The 17108-nt window shown below is 72.9% G+C and carries 8 protein-coding genes and 2 pseudogenes; 4 read left to right on the forward strand and 6 right to left on the reverse strand.

Features of this window, described 5'->3' with window-relative positions:
* The first annotated feature begins 110 nt into the window (after nt 1-110).
* The 3 genes and pseudogenes from ACVV2G_RS16635 to ACVV2G_RS16645 all read left to right on the forward strand — a co-directional run bounded on the left by ACVV2G_RS16635 (nt 111) and on the right by ACVV2G_RS16645 (nt 3214).
* Nucleotides 111-604 (forward strand): annotated as a pseudogene (locus tag ACVV2G_RS16635) (FBP domain-containing protein).
* A 140-nt stretch (nt 605-744) separates the two neighbouring features.
* Nucleotides 745-1998 (forward strand): FUSC family protein, encoded by a 1254-nt coding sequence (locus tag ACVV2G_RS16640; RefSeq protein WP_453843462.1) that lies wholly within the window; start codon nt 745-747, stop codon nt 1996-1998.
* A gap of 181 nt (nt 1999-2179) precedes the next feature.
* Entirely contained in the window at nt 2180-3214 is a 1035-nt protein-coding gene (locus ACVV2G_RS16645) for a hypothetical protein (RefSeq protein WP_453843463.1), read from the forward strand.
* Between the two features lie 170 nt (nt 3215-3384).
* On the opposite strand, the gene ACVV2G_RS16650 is transcribed toward ACVV2G_RS16645, so the two are convergent.
* Both ACVV2G_RS16650 and ACVV2G_RS16655 read right to left on the reverse strand, forming a co-directional pair.
* Nucleotides 3385-4110, reverse strand: a complete 726-nt coding sequence (locus tag ACVV2G_RS16650; RefSeq protein ID WP_453843464.1) for a DUF2470 domain-containing protein — start codon at nt 4108-4110, stop codon at nt 3385-3387.
* Nucleotides 4111-4269: 159 nt separating this feature from the next.
* A complete protein-coding gene (locus tag ACVV2G_RS16655) occupies nt 4270-4878 on the reverse strand; it encodes a TetR/AcrR family transcriptional regulator (RefSeq protein WP_453843465.1) in 609 nt (202 codons plus the stop codon).
* Nucleotides 4879-5000: 122 nt separating this feature from the next.
* Here ACVV2G_RS16655 and ACVV2G_RS16660 point away from each other — a divergent pair, with 122 nt between their 5' ends.
* Nucleotides 5001-6551, forward strand: a complete 1551-nt coding sequence (locus tag ACVV2G_RS16660; protein WP_453843466.1) for a cytochrome P450 — start codon at nt 5001-5003, stop codon at nt 6549-6551.
* Between the two features lie 379 nt (nt 6552-6930).
* Here the strand turns inward: ACVV2G_RS16660 and ACVV2G_RS16665 are convergent, their stop codons facing one another.
* From ACVV2G_RS16665 to ACVV2G_RS16680, 4 genes and pseudogenes are all read right to left on the reverse strand, one after another.
* Complete coding sequence (locus ACVV2G_RS16665) at nt 6931-13734, reverse strand: glycoside hydrolase domain-containing protein (RefSeq protein WP_453843467.1); 6804 nt, start codon at nt 13732-13734, stop codon at nt 6931-6933.
* A 537-nt stretch (nt 13735-14271) separates the two neighbouring features.
* Nucleotides 14272-14355: pseudogene (locus tag ACVV2G_RS16670) on the reverse strand (PIG-L family deacetylase); the annotation flags it as partial.
* A 73-nt stretch (nt 14356-14428) separates the two neighbouring features.
* Nucleotides 14429-15730: an alpha/beta fold hydrolase gene (locus ACVV2G_RS16675; RefSeq protein WP_453843468.1), complete on the reverse strand. Its 1302-nt coding sequence runs from the start codon at nt 15728-15730 to the stop codon at nt 14429-14431.
* A 114-nt stretch (nt 15731-15844) separates the two neighbouring features.
* Nucleotides 15845-16870 carry a LacI family DNA-binding transcriptional regulator gene (locus ACVV2G_RS16680; RefSeq protein ID WP_453843469.1) on the reverse strand — a complete coding sequence of 342 codons (1026 nt, stop codon included), beginning with the start codon at nt 16868-16870 and terminating at the stop codon, nt 15845-15847.
* Nucleotides 16871-17108 lie beyond the last annotated feature (238 nt).

Consider the following 17108-nt stretch of genomic DNA (forward strand, 5'->3'; position numbering starts at 1 on the left):
GCTATGAATTCGCGCTCCCGCACATCACTGGCTCCCCCTTCGCGGCCTCCCTGGGCTGGGCGAACCTAGGGCCCCCAGGTTTCCGCACGTCTCCGCACAGAGGGGTTCCCGTGAGAGCGCTCACCGAGCAGGTCGGCCGTGGTTCGTCCATCAACTGCTCGAGGGGTGAGGCCAAGCGCCTGCACATCCCCCGGGACCTGGACGCCCGCCCCTGGGACGCACTCGACTTCCTGGGCTGGCGCGATCCGGGCGCACCCGACCGCAGCCATCCGGTCACCGAAGGGGACGGCCGCGTCACCGGCGTGGCCCTGCGGTTCCAGCCCGCCGGCGCGGTTTCCTCCGGCGCGGCATGTGCGCACTGTGCCTCACCACCCACCCCCGGGGCGGCGTCTCCCTGATGACGGCGCGCAAGGCCGGCCCGGCCGGACGCGAGGGCAACGCGGTCGGCCTGTACATGTGCACCGACCTCGCCTGTTCCCTGTACCTGCGCGGCAGGAAGGTCCCGGAGGGCGGCGCCCGCTTCGAGGAGAGCCTCTCCCTGGAGGAACAGGTCGCCCGTACCGTCGGCCGCCTGTCCGCGTTCCTCGGCAAGGTGACCGCGTGATTCTCTCGGCGAGGCGGACCGTCCGAAGATTCCGGACGGCCGGTGGCGCGCGGCGCGTGAGAACCGTTCCTACCCCCTTTGTCCGGTTACCGTCCTGTCCGGATACGTTCGATGCGCCTGGGGAAGGGAACAGCCCGAGGATGCGGGATGTACGAAAGCGGGCCGCGTCGGCCGTGCGGCGGGTGAAATGGCTCAGAGACCCCCTGGTCGTGCAGGCGCTGCGCTCGGCCGCCGCGGCGTCGATCGCCTATGTGATCGCGGTGCGGCTGACTCCCGACAAGTCGGCCGCGCCGCTCACCGCGCCCCTGACCGCGCTGCTGGTCGTCCAGGTGACCCTGTACGCCACGCTCAAGATGAGCTTCCGCCGGGTGAACGCCGTGGTGGCCGGTGTCCTGGTCGCCATCGCCTTCAGCCAGTTGGTGGGGCTCAGCTGGTGGAGTCTGGCCCTGCTGATCGTGGCGGCGCTGGGTGTCGGGCACCTGGTGCGGGCGCACGAGTTCGTGGCCGAGGTGGCCATCAGCGCGATGCTGGTGCTCGGCGTGACCTCGCACGGCAGCCTGGCGTGGGCGCGGGTGGTGGAGACGCTGATCGGGGCCGTCGTCGGACTGGCCTTCAACCTCGTGCTCGCCCCTCCGGTGTGGGTGGAGCAGGCGGGCGAGTCGATCGAGGGGCTGGCCCGGCGGGTGCGGCAGCTGATGCTGCGCATGGGTGAGGAGGCCGCCGACAGCACGCCGTTCCACCAGGCGGCGGCCCGGCTGCACGAGGCCCGCCGCCTCGACCACGACATCGGCGAGGTGGACGAGGACCTCCGGCAGGCGGAGGACAGCCTGCGGCTCAACCCCCGGGTACGCGAAGGGCTGCTGCACCGGGTGGTGCTGCGCACCGGCCTGGACACCCTGGAGATCTGCACCGTGGTGATGCGGGTCCTCGCCCGGACCTTCACCGACCTCGCGAAGGAGCGGGAGCCGGAGCCCCTGTTCCCGGCCGAGACGGGCGCCACCGTCCAGCAGCTCCTGGCCGAGATCGCCGACGCCGTGGTCAGCTTCGCGGTCCTGGTCACCACCAGCGCCAGCGACGACGCCGAGTCCGCGGAGGAACGCCTCTCCGCCGAACTGCGCCAGGCGGCGGTCACCCGGGACAAACTCGCCCGACTGCTGCTGGAGGACGTCCGGCGCGACGCCCGGCAGTGGCATCTGCGGGGTGCGGTACTGACCGAGGTCAACCGCATCATCGACGAGATGGACACCGAGCACCGCTCCCGCCGGCTCCTGGAGGAACTGGACCGCCACACCCACGAGCAGCGCGAACGCATGCCGCGGCTGACCCGGGCGCGGGATCGGGTGCGGTCCCGGCTCCGGAAGCGGAACCGGAAGGCTGCCGCGCGTCGTTCTTGAGTGCGGGACCGTGCCCGGGTTCGGGACCGTACTCGAAGTCGGAGCATGCTCGGGTTCGGGACCGTACTCGGACTCGGAGCATGCTCGGGTTCGCGACCGTGCCCGGGTGCGGGACCATGGAGGACGGCGGGGGCCGGTGCAGACACCGAGGTCCGCCGACGGAACAAAAGGGGGCGTACGGATGACCGGCACGAGCGTGCGGATCGACGGGAACAGGCTGCTGCTGCCGGGCGGAGCGGCGGTGCGCTTCATCCGCACCCTGCGGTTGCCCGAGACGGGCACCCACCCGCTGCCGCCGGGACTCGGGGAGTTCCCGGTCCGCCGGGTCGCCGACTACGCCGGCACCGTGCCCGAGGCGTGGCGGGCGCGCGGCGGCGTGATGCTGCCGGTGTACCTGCGCGAGGCCATGTGGCTGAGTTTCGCCGGCACGACGGAGCCCGCCGCGCTCCAGGTCGGGGTGGGCAAGGTGTGCGCCGTCTCGGGCAGGCCCTGGAGCGACCGGCTGGCCCGTGACCCGCAGAACTACGTGGTGCTCCCCCGCCAGCCCTGGCTGGACGGCATCAACTCCGGGGCGGGTACCGTGCGCCAGTTCGTGGCGGTGCCGCTCGGCATGGGTGCGACCGTCGAGGGCCAGGTCACCGGTGCGGAGGTCTGGGGCGGCGTCCAGTTGCAGGCCTTCCCGCTGGGCGAGGCGGCGCTGGCCCGCTGGCGGGAGGAGGAACGGCGCCGGGCGGAGACCGCGCGCAGGGCGGCCCGGTCGGGCGGGGCCTACGGCGCGGCGATGCCCATGGCCGCCGCCCCGGCGGCCCCGGGCGCGGCCGGGGCCCGGCCGGCGCCCGCCATGGGGCTCGGCGTCGGAGGCTCCATGCGGCAGGAGGTCTACCGGGACGAACGGCCGCTTGCGGACTGGGCCGAGCGGCCCGCGGGCCGGGTCTTCGTCCATCTGGTCACGCCGCCGCAGTGGCGTCACATCACCGGCGAGGCGCCTCCGCCCTCCCCCGTGGACCGGGCGGCGTACACGCAGGCCGGTCTGCCCTGGTACGACTACTACGACCAGGACGCCCACGACCTCGCGCCCACCGAGCCGCTCCAGGACGTCAAGCCGGTCGGGGACTGGATCGGCGACGACCACGAACCGTGGCAGACGCCCGCGCCGCAGCAGGTACGGCCACTGAAGGACGCCCCGGGTGTGCCGGTCGAGGACGGGGACTGGTAACCGCGGGCCGACGACGGACGCCGGAGCGGGCCACGGACACGGGACGGACCACCGGCACGGGACGGACCTCAGGCGCGTGCCTCAGGCACGGGACGGACCACCGGCACGGGACGGACCGTGTCCACGCGGGGGCGGGGGCGAACCGCCCCCCGGTGGGCGCGCTGTTCGCCTCACCCGTCCCCGTCCGTACGCTGCCGATGCAGGGCCCGGGGGCAGGAGGCCGCGCTCGCCTGTGCCAGCAGCGTGTGCATCCGCTCCGTGAGCTGTGCGACGCCGTCGGCGGGCGCGTGGAAGGGCAGTCGTACGTCCCCCTGGGAGCGGACGCGCTCGATGCGCAGCGTCAGCCCGTGCCGGTCGACGGCGAGCGGCCGGACCCGGACCGCGCCGTGCAGGCTGTCGGTGTCGACGAGCCGGGTCAGCCGCTCCACCGCGTCGCCGTGGCAGTCGGCGAGATGGGTCAGCAGCCGCGCCTCGGCCAGGGCCAGCGGGTCGGGCCGGGCGGTGGCGAACTCGTCGAGGTCGACCACCACGGCACCGGACGGCCGGCGCAGCACCACGCGCGTGGGCCGGAACGCCAAGTGGCCGTCCTCCAGGGCGAACCAGCCCGCCAGCCACAGTCGGGCCCTGATCCGCCCCCGCACCGGGACGGGCGCCACGTCGGCGAACTCCAGCACGGCGGACGGTTCCCCGCGGGGCGCGCAGATCGCCGCCGCGAGCAGCGCGCTGTCCTCGGGCACGTGCAGCAGCACCCGGCCGTCGTCGGACACGGTGTGCGCGCCGACGAACTCCTCGCGGCCGCCCTCCGCGGTCACCGCGCAGGACCAGGCGGCGGCGAGCACGGAACGGGCCTGTTCCGCCGCGGCAGGCGCGGCCGTCCAGGTGTGGCTGTCACCCATCCCCAACCTCCATCACTTCATTAGGTAAGGCTCACCTAACCTATCGGAGATCGCCGCGTGCGCCAACCAGGACGCGTGTTCTCCACGAGACCTCTCCACCGCGCCGGGACGACGCGCTTCGGCAGAACGGGGGCGCGTTGCGCGGGGCAACGGCGGCGCTCACGGCGCGATGGCACCCAGCAGGGTCCGCGCGCACAGCTCCCGCACCTGCGCCCGGGCCGGCTGCGACTCCCGCAGCCACTCCAGGCAGACCGCGGTCGTGAAGGCCAGCCAGCCGCGCACCGCCAGCCGCACCTCGGCGCGCTCCTCGAAGCCCGGACCGAACTCCGGATCGGCGGCCAGGGCCGCGAGGATCTGACGCTCCTGCGCGGCCAGCGCGTTGCGGTAGACCCGGCGCACGGCCCGGTCCCCGGCCGCGTCGGCGCGATGGAAGGCGCGGTAGCCGTGGGCGTGGGCCCGGACGTACTCCAGGTACGCGTCCAGGCCGGCGGTGAGCTGCTCACGAACCGGAACACCGGGCACGGCCGCCGTCATCCGCAGCATGCGCGCGCTCTCCCGCTCGACGACCGCCGCGAAGAAGTCCCGCTTGTTCGGGAAGTAGTGGTACAGCAGGCCCCGGGAGACGCCGGCGATCTCGGCGACCTGTTCGATCCGCACCTCGTCGTAGGGGCTCTCCGAGAACAGCCGCGCGCCCACCGCCAGCAGCTGCTCCCGGCGGTCCTCCGTACGGAGCCTCCGGCGGGTGCGCTCGCCCTGGTTCGCGGCCATGCCCGCACCTTACTTGACGCCGGTTCAACAACGGGACGAGACTGAGGCGCGTTATTGAATCCATGTACAACACGCTTGCCTCTGCACATGCGGCACACCGCTGCGTCAAGGGAGATCGCGTCATGGCGGAGACGACGAACGCACCGGCACCCGGCGGACCGCCGAAGGGCTTCCGCAGCGCCGAACTGGGCTGGCCCGAGCTGCACCGCATTCCCCGCCCGCCGTACCGGCTCCCCCTGCTCGGGGACGTGTTCGGAGCGAGCAGGCACACCCCGATGCAGGACTCGCTGCACTACGCCCCGCGGCTGGGGCCCATATTCCGGCGGCGGGCCTTCGGCAAGGAGTTCGTCTTCGTGTGGGGCGCCTCCCTCGCCGCCGACCTCGCGGACGAGGAGCGGTTCGCCAAGCACGTGGGACTCGGCGTGGCCAACCTGCGGCCGGTCGCCGGGGACGGACTGTTCACGGCGTACAACCACGAGCCCAACTGGCAGCTCGCGCACGACGTGCTGGCGCCCGGGTTCAGCCGGGAGGCCATGGCGGGCTACCACGGGATGATGCTGGACGTGGCCGCACGGCTCACGGACCACTGGGACCGGGCCGAGGCGGCGGGCCGGGCGGTGGACGTGCCCGGTGACATGACCAAGCTGACCCTGGAGACCATCGCGCGCACCGGGTTCGGACACGACTTCGGCTCCTTCGAGCGGTCCCGTCCCCATCCCTTCGTGACCGCGATGGTGGGCACGCTCACCCACGCGCAGCGTCTGAACACCGTGCCCGCGCCGCTGGCCCCCTGGCTGCTGCGCGGTGCGAGCCGCCGCAACAGCGCCGACATCGCCTACCTCAACCACACGGTCGACGGCCTGGTCCACGCCCGCCGGGCGGCCGGCGGCGGGGCCGGAGCGGGCGACCTGCTCGACCGGATGCTGGAGACGGCCCACCCGCAGACCGGCGAGCGGCTCTCGCCGGAGAACGTCCGCAGGCAGGTCATCACCTTCCTGGTGGCCGGCCACGAGACCACCTCGGGAGCGCTCACCTTCGCCCTGCACTACCTCGCCCGGCACCCCGACGTCGCGGCCCGGGCCCGCGCCGAGGTGGACCGCCTATGGGGTGACACCGAGGCGCCCGGCTACGGGCAGGTGGCCAAACTGCGGTACGTGCGCCGGGTGCTGGACGAGTCGCTGCGGCTGTGGCCGACCGCGCCCGCCTTCGCGCGGGAGGCCCGCGAGGACACGGTGCTGGACGGTACGCACCCGATGCGGCGCGGCGCCTGGGCGCTGGTGCTCGCCGGGATGCTGCACCGCGACCCCGAGGTGTGGGGGCCGGACCCCGAGGAGTTCGACCCGGACCGCTTCGACGCCAGGGCCGTACGCGCGCGTGCCCCGCACACCTTCAAGCCGTTCGGGACGGGGGCGCGGGCGTGCATCGGGCGGCAGTTCGCGCTGCACGAGGCGACGCTGGTCCTCGGACTGCTGCTGCGCCGCTACGCACTGCGGCCCGAGCCGGACTACCGGCTGCGGGTGACCGAGCGGCTGACCCTGATGCCGGAGGGGCTGCGGTTGCACCTGGACCGGCGGGCCGGGAGCGACCGGCCCGGTACGGAAGCGGACCGCGCGGCCGTCACCGGGGACGCCGCCTCGGCGCCCCGCTGTCCCGTGCACCGGGTGGCCGACTGATCCCCGGCGGTACGGTGCCGTCCGTCGCGGACACGGGCCGCTTCCGCGGCTCCCGCCACCCCCTTCCGTGCCACTACCGGGTGAAGACCTCGAAGGTCACCGCGGCTTCCCGCCGAACTGCTCGCCCGCGGCCTCGGCGTACCCGGTGAGGAACCCGCGCACGTACGCTGGGTCTTCCACACCGCCCTGTCCCGGGTGCCGCCGGCCCGGGCGCCGGCTCGACGCCCACGTCGCCGGCCGTACCAGCGTCGCGGACATCATGTCCGCGCCCCTGACCCGCGGCGCCGCCACGCCGGCCACCCGGCTCCGCCCCCGCGCGACGCACGCCGCCGGCGTGACCGGCCGGGCCGTCACACCGGCGGCGGGGTGCCGCGCCGGATCAGCGGGACGCGCGTCCCGCGGTCACCTCCCACTCCCTGGCCGGTGACCAGAGCCCGGTGCCGTCGGAGCCGCCGCGGTCGATGCCGCCGACGCCGGTGTTCCAGGACGGCCGGCGATCGTGGTCCGCCCGCTGGAAGCCGACCGTGTAGGTGCGCACCACCGTTCCGTTGGCCGAGGTCACTGTGACGGTGCGGGTGGTGAACCCGGCGGTGGACGACGAGACCGTGTCGCTGCCGGTGCCGACCTTCACCCGGGCGCCGGACTCGGCCGGCACCGCGCCGACCGCCGGGAGCTTCCCGTTCGTCGGCCGGTCCACGACGTACGTCGACACATCCGGGTCGAACCCGTCGATCGGCACGCCCCCGACGGTGATGGCGGAGGCGTCCGCGACGCTCGCCTTCGTCGCGTCGGAGAAGTTGGTCACCGTCACCGAACCATCGGCGTTGACCACCACGTCCGCCGCCATCGCCGCCGCGAGGTTGATCCGCTGCCAGCTCGCCCCGCCCTCGGCGGTGAGGTCGAGCGGGTAGCCGGAGTCGGTCGCGGTCTGCTCCAGGATCTGCGTGCGCTGCTCGGCGGTCAGCTCCGGGAACGCGGTGATCAGCAGCGCCGCCGCGTCGGACGGGGCGTCGAGGGCCCGGCCGGACTGGCCGACCTGGGAGAAGCCGTACGTCAGCCGCTGCGTGTACAGGTCGATGGCCTGGGCCGTGCTCAGCCCGGCGTACGGGTCACCCGCGCACTCGGTGAGCGTGTCGCCGTATCCCTTCGCCTCGCACGCCGCGAGCAGCACGTTCCGCATCTCGGTGTGCGCCTGGGTGAGCAGCTTCTCGAACTCGGGGTCCGCCCACCGGTGCGCGACGGTCGCCTGGGCGGTCATCCGGCCGCCCATCACGTCGAGCGGGTAGTGGAAGCCGAGGACGATCCGGTTGTCGCCGTACTCCGAGGCGCGGGCCAGGATCGACGGGGCCAGCTCCGGCAGCAGCGTGGCGAGGATGGTGCCCGCCTCGAAGCCGCCGTAGGTGTGACCGCTCGGGTACGAACCCTGGCCGGCCAGCCCGCTGTAGCCGCCGTCCTGCGACTCGTAGATCTGCCCGCCGTCACCGACGAACCCGAGCCGCACGTAGGGGCGCGGGTAGTCGTAGTGCTCCTTCGCCGCGTCGTGGGTGTCGAGGTCCTGGGTGACCCGGCCGAACAGCGCGTTCGTCTTCGGCAGGTCGCCGCCGTTGAGGGCGTCGAGGTAGATCTCGCCCAGCCGGGAGCCGAGGCCGTCGGCCATGGTGACGGTGCCGCTGCTGTTCGCGTCCACCTCGGCCCGGTCGACCTGGGCCTGGGTCGCCGCGTTGTTGATACGTACGGTGATCTCGTCGTTCTCCGCGGTGAGCGCGTCGGTCCCGGTGTCGGCGCCGAGGATGTCGGTGCCGAGGCCGTCGATGCCGCTGAGGAGGTTGGTGAAGTAGTCGCTCCCGTCGTCGGTCTGCGGCCAGGAGTCGGACGCGTAGTCCGCGCCGAGGGTGTCGTCGGGGAAGGGGGAGGGTTCGTAGCCGGTGGGGTCGTCGGTGGCGGCCGTGGTCGGGTCGGTGCTGTCGTCCGAGGCACCGGCCAGGTTGACCGCGGTGACGGTGGCGGTGTGCGTCTTCGCTCCGCTCCCGGTCGTGAGCAGGGCCGTGTCCGTGGTGCCGGACACGTACACGGTGGTGCCGTCGTCGAGGGTCACCGTGTAGCCGATGAGCGGGTGTCCGCCGTCACCGGCCGCGTGCCAGGTCACCCGGACCCGCTTGCCGTCGGTGACCACGCCGGTCACGGTCGGTGTCTGGGGCCTGCTGTCGCCGGTGACGACGGGCTGGGTGGCGGCACTGCGGTCCGAACTGCCGACGGCGTTCACCGCGCGGACCCGGGCCGTGTACGACGCCCCGTCCTTCAGGGCGGTGAAGGTGGCGGCCCGGGTCGCCGGGTCGTCGATCCGCACCTGGTGGCCGCCGCTGAGGGTGACCTCGTAGCCGGTGACCGGGGAGCCGCCGTCGTCCTCGGGAGCGGACCAGGCGACCGTCACGCTGCTGCCGGACGCCGTGACCGACACCGCGTCGGGCGCGGTCGGCGCCGTCTTGCGCTGCGTCCGGAGCGCCGAGATCGCGCGGTCGAGGGCCTGGTAGCGGGCGGTCAGGGTCGCGTCGGTCGCCGCGTCGTCCGCGACGGCCGCCTGGGCTGCGGTGCGGGCGGTGGTGAACACCGACCAGGACGCGTCCGTGTACCGGGCGTTGTTCAGTGCCGCCGCGGCGCTGACCAGGTCCTCCAGCTTCAGCCTCGGGAGCGGGACCAGTTGGTTGGCGGCCAGGGTGAGGCTCCGGGTCCGCGTGTCGACCTCCAGCTGCGTCGCGTCGTCGGCGGCGGCGAGCAGGTCACGGGCGGCGGCGAGCTCGCGCTCGTACACCCCGAAGTCGATCGTGCCGTACCGGTCCGCGTCGGCGGCGAGACCCGCGTACTGCTCGATCGCCTTGCCGAGCGCGGTGCTGTCCGTGCCGGCGGGCGTCTCGGCGTGGGCGAAGGTGATCCGGCCCAGGTTGGCGACGTACGGGTGCGCGGAGTCCGCGGTCGTGGTCAGCCGCAGGTGCACCCGGTGGGTGCCGGTGATCCCCTCGGGGAGGGCCAGGCTGGTCGTGCCGCCCGACGACCACGAGCTGCCGGTGACCGGCAGCGGGACGGTCGCGTACGGCGTACCGGGGCTGTCCGCGTCGAAGGAGTCCAGATAGAGCTGGACGGCGGAACCCGTGCCGCAGCGGGCGGAGTTGTTGACGTAGGTGAGGGTGACGGTGTTCTTCGCGGAGGTACCGAAGTCGAGGTCGCCGTAGTCCAGCCAGGCCCCGTCGTAGGTGCCGCCGAGGCTGGTGGCGGCGCCCGCGTCGCTCCAGGTGGCCGTCTCGCTCTTGAGCCCGCCGCCGCTGTTCGCCTGCCAGGCGGTGGCGTCGAAGCCGACCGGGGTGTCGGCGCTGCGGGTCAGGGTGAGGGAGTAGACGTTGGCCACGTACGGCTGGGCGTCGGTCTGGGTGCTGGAGACGAACGTGGCGTACACGTTCTGGACCTCGGTGAAGACGTCCGGGTCCAGCGGTACGGTCGTGGTGGCCACGGTGCCCCAGCCGGAGCCGGTGTAGTCGAGCGGGATGGCGACGGTCCGGTCACCGTCCTTCGTCCCGAGGTGCAGCTCGATGTGCGAGTCCGACGCCGCCCGGGAACTGGGCTTGTCATAGCTGACGGCGACCGTGTCGGCGCCGTCGCCGAGGTCGGTGCCTCGCCACTCGGCCCAGGCGCCGTTGGTGACGTTCTCGAAGATGCCGTTGGACAGCTTGAGCGCGGCCGAACCGTTGCCGGTGGTGGTGGAGTTGGCCGCGGTGAGTGTGGCGAGCGTCGTGGTGGAGCCGGACGACGGGACGTGGTCCGGGGAGAACTGGAACCAGTCGAAGTTCGACACCCACTGCTGGCCGGACGGCGCGTGGAACACGAACGTCACGCCGGAGGCGTCCAGCAGCGCGTCCGGGTCGGTGACGGCCGCCTGGACGGTGGTGTAGTACTGCCAGCCGCCGGTCCCGGGGAGGGAGACGGTGGCGACGACCGGACCGGAGGCGTCCCCGGCGTGCACGTCGACACTGCTCGGTGTCGCGGTCGTGGCCTGCGAGTTGGCGTACCGGACGGAGATGCTCTGCGGGGCGACGCCACCGAAGTCGAGGCCGGAGTAGCGCACCCACGAGCCCTCGGTGACACCGCCGAGGTCGCCGTCCGAGTAGTACGCCTCACTGACCAGGCTCGGGCCTTCCTTCTGGTCGGGGTCCTCCGCCTGGAGGACGGCGTACCCGCCCTCGTCGAGGGTGAGCGCGTCGATCGCCGACCGCAAGGCGTCGTGTGCGGCCATGAGGGTGGACGTGGCCGCGTCGCTGTCCGCGAGGGCGGTCCGGGCCCGTTCGAGCGCCGACCGGAAGACGGTGTGGGAGCCGTCGGAGTAGTTGCCCTCCCGCACCAGGGACGCCTGGCCGGTCAGGTCGCTGAGCGCCTCGCGCTGCACCGCGGCGGCGGAGATGCGCAGGGGGTCGGTCACGGACACACCGGTGCCGGTCACGGAGGAGGCCGGGACCTTGTGGGCGAAGGCCGCGTCCCGGAAGGTGAGGCCGAGGCGGACGTCGGTCTCGGTGCTGCCGGTGAGCGTGAGGGTCGCCGTACGCGTGCCGGTGACCCGGAGGTCGGCCGTCACACCGTCCGGAAGACCCGTGACGGACGCCGCCCCGGACTTGGTGAGGCTGGTGCCCTTGCGGGCGGCGAACGTCGCCTTGCCCGACAGGGTGAGCCGCACGCTGTCGTGCACGGCCCCGGCGGCGTCGGTGTCGACGCTGGCCGGGCGGGCGGCCAGGACGGACGTACCCTTGCCCGGCCCGGTGTCACCGTCGTCGGTGCTCGTGCTCAACGAGTACGCGGGCTCGGTCTTCGCACCCCAGGAGGACGGCTTGGCACCCATCGTGAGGTCGAGGGAGCCGCCCGCGATGACCTGCGAGTAGTCCAGCCAGGTGTTGTCGAACCGCTTGCCGTTGAGGGTGGCGCGCTGCACGTAGTACTTGTGGGCGGACACCCCGTCGGCCTTGACGGTGAACTGGCTGCCGTTGGCATACGTGATCGTCGTGGAGTCGAAGAACGGGCTGCCGATCTGGAACTGGCTGGACCCGGCGGTCACCGGGAACAGTCCCAGCGCGGCGGCGACGAACATGGTCGACATGGTGCCGGCGTCGTTGTCCATGGTCGGCAGGAAGCCGTCCGGGGCGAGTTCGTAGACCTTGGTCTTGACCGGTGGCGTGAACTCACCGCCGGAACTGGGCGCTTCATCGGTCGACCCGGTCGCGATGTACCGGTTCCAGGTCTCGCCGGTGTAGATGGAGCGCACCCACTTCTGCGTCAGGCTCGGCTCACCGACGTAGTTGAAGAGGTAGGGCGCCTGGAGGTCGATCTCGTTGGCGTTGGAGTGCAGCATGGTCGAGCCGTCGTCGGCGTCGGAGTCCTCGCCGAACATGTGCTCGATGGCGGCCCGGCCCGCCTCGGTGCCGCCCATCGCCTCGATGAGGCCGTCCATGTCGTAGGCGTCGTACCAGTTGTACTGCCACAGGGTGCCCTGGTAGAGACCGGCCGCCTCGAACTTCTCGTAGTCGGCGCTCTGCCAGTCGCCGTCGGCCGCGCGCGGGGTCAGCAGGCCGACCTCGGTGCCGTCGGCGGCCGTCCAGGCGGCCGGCTTGACGAGGTTGTCGATGGCCATCGTCGCCTGGGTGCGCAGCTTCGCGGCGTCCGCGTCCTTGCCGAGCGCGTCCGCGATGATCGCCAGCGCCCACTGGTCGTACCCGCGCTGCACGGTCGTACCGGGATCGCCCGCGATGTATCCCTGCCGCAACTGCGTCCCGGTGTAGTACCCGACATACGACTTCAGCGCGGGATACGCCTCGTCCAGCCGGTCGAAGCCGTCATACCCCTTGGACAGCGCGTCGGCGATGACGACGGCCAGCCGTTCCCAGCGCACGGTCGGCACCGAGTGGGTCAGGCTGCTGAGGCTCTTGCCCGCGGTGCGGGCGTCGGCGAACAGGATGACGGCCGACTGCACCATGTCCCGGTAGGTGGCCGGGTCGATGTACGCCTCGACGGAGAACTTGCGGAAGTCGTCCCAGGACGACCAGCCGTCGTAGTACGTGAACCCGTTCGCCTTGTGCACCGCCCCGTCGACACCCCGGTAGGTACCGCTGGTGCTGGTGGCGTTCACCGGCAGCGCGTACATGCGGTACAGGTGGGTGTAGAACTGCTTGGTCAGCGTCGCGTCCGGATCGGCCGTCCTGGACGCCTGTACGGCGACGGCGCCGAGGGTGCTGTTCCAGGCGGCCTTCGCCGCCGCCCGCACCTGCTCGAAGGTGGCGCCCCCGACCTCATTGGCCTGGTCGGTCGCGGCCTGTTCGGCGCTGATCGGGGAGAGGGTGACGCGCAGCTCGATGTCGTCGCCGTCGGCCGGGTCGAAGCCGAGCACCGCGCCGGTGTCGGTGCCGTCCTGCGAGGTCGCGTCAGTCAGCTTGCCGTCGCCGCCCCAGCTCTCCAGGGAGGTCACGGGGACGTTGGTGGTGGCGTGGTAGTACATGCGGTACGAGGCGCCGTTGAACGACCCGGCGATGAGGCCGTCGATCGCGGTGGTGCCGTCCGCGAGCGTCGTCGCGTCCATCGTCGCGCGGGTGCGGCTGGTGAAGTTGTTGGCAAGGTCGAGCACGAGCTGCGGCCGTGCCCCGGCGGGGAAGCGGTACCGCTCCAGCGCCGTGCGCGTCGTCGCCGTCATCTCGGCGTCGATGGTCCCGGCGGGGGCGTCCAGGCCCACCTGGTAGTAGCCGGGCGTCGCGGTCTCGTCGTCGTGGCTGTACGCGTGCGCGTACGTGCTGGTGGCCGGCCGGCTCTCGTACTGCTCGGAGGTCGGCACGACCAGCAGGTCACCGCCGCCACCGGAACCGCCGACGCCGTCCAGGTTCGTGGCGGTGAACCCGGCGATGTGGTCCTCGTCGTAGTCGTACCCCGAGTGGTTGCGGTCCGGCGTGGTCATCGGGTTGACCTTGGCCAGCCCGTGCGGCGCCTGGGCACCCGGCAGGTCGTTGCCGTCGTCACCGGCGGTGGCGACGAAGGGGTCGACCAGCTCCGTGTAGTCCTTGCCACCGGACGACGCCTGCGGAGCCGCTGCAGCCGTACCGGTGACGCCGGACAGGGTGGCGAGACCGAGGGCGCCGGCCAGCAGTGCGGCGGTGCACCTCATGGGTCTTCTACGGCTTTTCGGGCCTGTTTTTGATCTTGTGAACACGGAACCTCTCCAGCATCGCGATATCCACGCACGCTCCGGCTCCGTCGAGACAACGTTGTCACCACTGCCGCCGCCGCGTGCACAGCCTCCGCCATCAGATACGGAGCAGTCGTACAACGGGAAAACATCTCCCGTACAGGGGGTACGCGACGATGGCCTCGGCCGACCTGGTCAGCTCGTGCCGCTTCGTCCACCGTGCGGTGCTGGTACTCGGCATTCCGGTACTGGAAGGGGATGAGGACGACTCCGTCGCGGATCTCGATGGCGTTCCGTTCCGGACCGCGGAGTCGCCGGCCCAGGACGCGGGGCCGTCCATGGCCTTGCCCAGACACAGGGCAGCAGCGCCTCGCTGATCTCCCAGGTAGCCGACGTGGACGCTGAAAGCGCCCGTGGAGGCCCAGTGGTTCATGGCCTCCCGCGGGAGCGGACTCCCCCCCACCAGCGGACGCAGCGTGTCGTCGTCGACGCCGAACCGCTCGCCGCAGCCTTCGAGGACGCGATCGCCGCCGAGCGGCCGTACTCCAGGTCGTCCGGGTGGGCGACGACGGCCAGCGCGCGCCGCCAGTCGCCGGGCATGGGCTCCAGTTGCGTGGTCGTCGGCTCCGTCTTGCCCGCCGGCGCCCCGCCCGGAACTCGGACGCCGGGCCGGTCAGACCTCGTCGCGGGCGAGGGCGAGCAGCCGGTCCAGGACGCGGGGGCCGCCGGCCCGTACGCCGTCGTGCTCGAACTCGTCGGTGACCCAGGTGCGCAGGCCGCGGATCGTGCGGGCGGTGGTCAGCGCGTGGGCGGTGTCGACGTACATGTCGTCGTGGTAGACGGCCGCGGCGGCCGGCACCTCGTTGGCTGCGAGGCGGGCGGGATCGTACAGCGGCGTCCAGTCGGTGCGGGCGGCGAGCAGTTCGGCGGTCTCGCGCAGCGGGCGCAGCGCCGGGTCGCAGTCGAACATCCAGGGGTGGATCGACTCGCCGGTGAACAGGAGCGGTTCGTCGCCGGCCAGGGCCTTGGCGGCGTCGAAGCGCGGGAACTCGGCGCGGACCCGCTCCGCCGACCAGTCGGTGGGGCGCGCGTCCTGGCCGTAGATCGCCTCGTGCACGAGGGCGTAGAGCGGGTGTCCCGCGTAGGAGAGCAGGCCCTGTGCCTGCTCCTGGAACGCGTCGGACAGTTCGTGTCCGCGCGGGGTGCGGACGAAGGCGTCCTCCAGGAGGAAGTGCAGGCGGTGGCTGCCGTCGCCGGCGCCGAGCATGGCGCCGAGGGACTGGAAGGCCTCGACGGTGAGCCGGTAGCCGTTCGGCAGGACGACGTCGTGGGTGAGCAGGTGGTCGGCGATGCGGCGGGCGCGTTCGACGTCCTGCGGGTAGCGGGCGTAGTGGGCGACGACCTTGCGTTCGATGCGGGGGTAGGCGGCCCGGTAGACGTCGTCGGCGTGGGCGTCCAGCGAGGGCAGGCCGCCGGTGATCAGGGCGGTGTTCAGCCCTTCGGGGGCCAGCGACAGGTAGGCGACGGTGCAGAAGCCGCCGAAGCTCTGGCCGAGGACCGCCCACGGGGCGCCGCCGGTGACCTCGGGGCGGATCGCCTCGCAGTCGCGGACGATGGCGTCGGCGCGGAAGTGGGTGAGGTAGTCGGCCTGCTCTGCGGGGCCGCCGCGCAGCGGGAGCGTCTGGCGGTTGGCGGGCGTGGAGGCGCCGGTGCCGCGCTGGTCGAGGAGCAGGACGCGGTACTCCTTCAGGGCGCGGCCGAGCCAGGCGGGGCGCCCGACGAAACGGTTCGCCCCGAAGCCCGGACCGCCCTGGAGGTAGACCAGCCACGGCAGGTCCTGGTGCGCCTTGTCGCGCGCGACGGCCTCACGGGCGTACAGCTCGATCGTCTCGCCGGTGGGGTCGGCGTGGTCGAGGGGCACGGTGAATCGGCGGTCGGTGAGGACGACGCCGGGCTGGCGGTAGCTGACGGTCAACGGGGCTCCCGGGACGGACGGATGCGACGGCCGGATGTCCCGGCCGGGCCCCAGTTCAGCACATGGCCCCGCGGCCGTCGGCCCCGGGATCACGACATCGTGCCGGATGACCGGTCAGCGCGCGGCGAGGCTGGAGCGCCGCACCACCAGCTCGGGCTGGAGCACGACCCGCCGGTGCGTGTGGGCCCGGTCGGTGCCCTGCGATCCCGTCTCCTCCAGGAGCAGTTCGGCGGCCAGGGCGCCCATGGTGACGGCGGGCTGGCGCACGGAGGTGAGCGGCACGGCCGCGGCGGCGGCGAACTCGATGTCGTCGTAGCCGACGATCGCGAGGTCCTCGGGCACGCGGACGCCGGCCGCGTACAGGGCCTGAAGGACGCCGAGCGCGAGCAGGTCGTTGGCGCAGAAGACGGCGGTCGGCCGGTCGACGAGGCCGAGCAGACGGGCCCCGGCGTCCCGGCCCGCGGCGACGTCGAGGCGTTCGGTGGGCAGCTCGCGCAGGGCTTCGGGGGCGAGTCCGGCCTCGGCGAGCGCGTTCAGGGCGCCGGTGCGGCGGTCGCGCACCTGGTGGAGGCCGGGCGGGCCGCTCACGTAGGCGAGGGAACGGTGCCCGGCGTCCACCAGGTGACGTACCGCCAGCGCGCCGCCCGCGACGTCGTCGACGGAGACGGAGCACTCGGTGGCACCCTCGGCGACCCGGTCGACCAGCACGAAGGGGATGTTGTGGCGCCGGAAGCCCTCGATGTTGCGGCCGGTGGCGTCGGCCGGGGTCAGCAGGACGCCGCGGACCCGCTGCTCGGCGAAGAGCGAGAGGTACTCGGCCTCCTCCCCCGCGTTCTGGTCGCTGTTGCAGACCATCACGCCGAGCCCGGCGTCCCGCGCGGCCCGCTCGGCCCCACGGGCGACGTCGACGAAGAACGGGTTGCCCATGTCCAGGACGAGGAGTCCCATGATGCGGCTCCGGCCCGCGCGGAGCTGGCGTGCGGACTCGCTGCGGACGTACCCGAGCCGGTCGATCACGGACAGCACGCGTGCCCGGGTCTCGGTCGCGACGGTGTCGGGGCGGTTGATGACGTTGGAGACCGTGCCCACGGACACTCCGGCGGCGCGGGCGACGTCCTTGATACCCACCGAATGGGCCATCGGGCAGGGACCTCCAGGGTCGGACTACGGAGCGTGCGCCAGGGACACGGGGCGGGCGGGAGACCTTCACATTACCCGCGGCGTACTCCTGCCCCGGACCGCGTGTCCGGACCACCCTGCGCTCCCCCCCGGAGACCGGGACCTTCCGCCCGCTCGACGCGACCGGTCCGAGGAGCCGCGGTACGCGTCGCCCCGTCCTCGGCCTGCGTCGACGACACGCTCCGTCCAGGCACCGGGC

The organism is Streptomyces sp. JK94 (assembly GCF_053613315.1).

Excerpts from the sequence above, each read along its gene's own strand:
- ACVV2G_RS16640 (WP_453843462.1), top strand. The coding sequence starts at position 745 with ATGCGGGATGTACGAAAGCGGGCCGCGTCGGCCGTGCGGCGGGTGAAA.
- ACVV2G_RS16645 (WP_453843463.1), top strand. The coding sequence starts at position 2,180 with ATGACCGGCACGAGCGTGCGGATCGACGGGAACAGGCTGCTGCTGCCG.
- ACVV2G_RS16650 (WP_453843464.1), bottom strand. The coding sequence starts at position 4,110 with ATGGGTGACAGCCACACCTGGACGGCCGCGCCTGCCGCGGCGGAACAG.
- ACVV2G_RS16655 (WP_453843465.1), bottom strand. The coding sequence starts at position 4,878 with ATGGCCGCGAACCAGGGCGAGCGCACCCGCCGGAGGCTCCGTACGGAG.
- ACVV2G_RS16660 (WP_453843466.1), top strand. The coding sequence starts at position 5,001 with ATGGCGGAGACGACGAACGCACCGGCACCCGGCGGACCGCCGAAGGGC.
- ACVV2G_RS16665 (WP_453843467.1), bottom strand. The coding sequence starts at position 13,734 with ATGAGGTGCACCGCCGCACTGCTGGCCGGCGCCCTCGGTCTCGCCACC.
- ACVV2G_RS16680 (WP_453843469.1), bottom strand. The coding sequence starts at position 16,870 with ATGGCCCATTCGGTGGGTATCAAGGACGTCGCCCGCGCCGCCGGAGTG.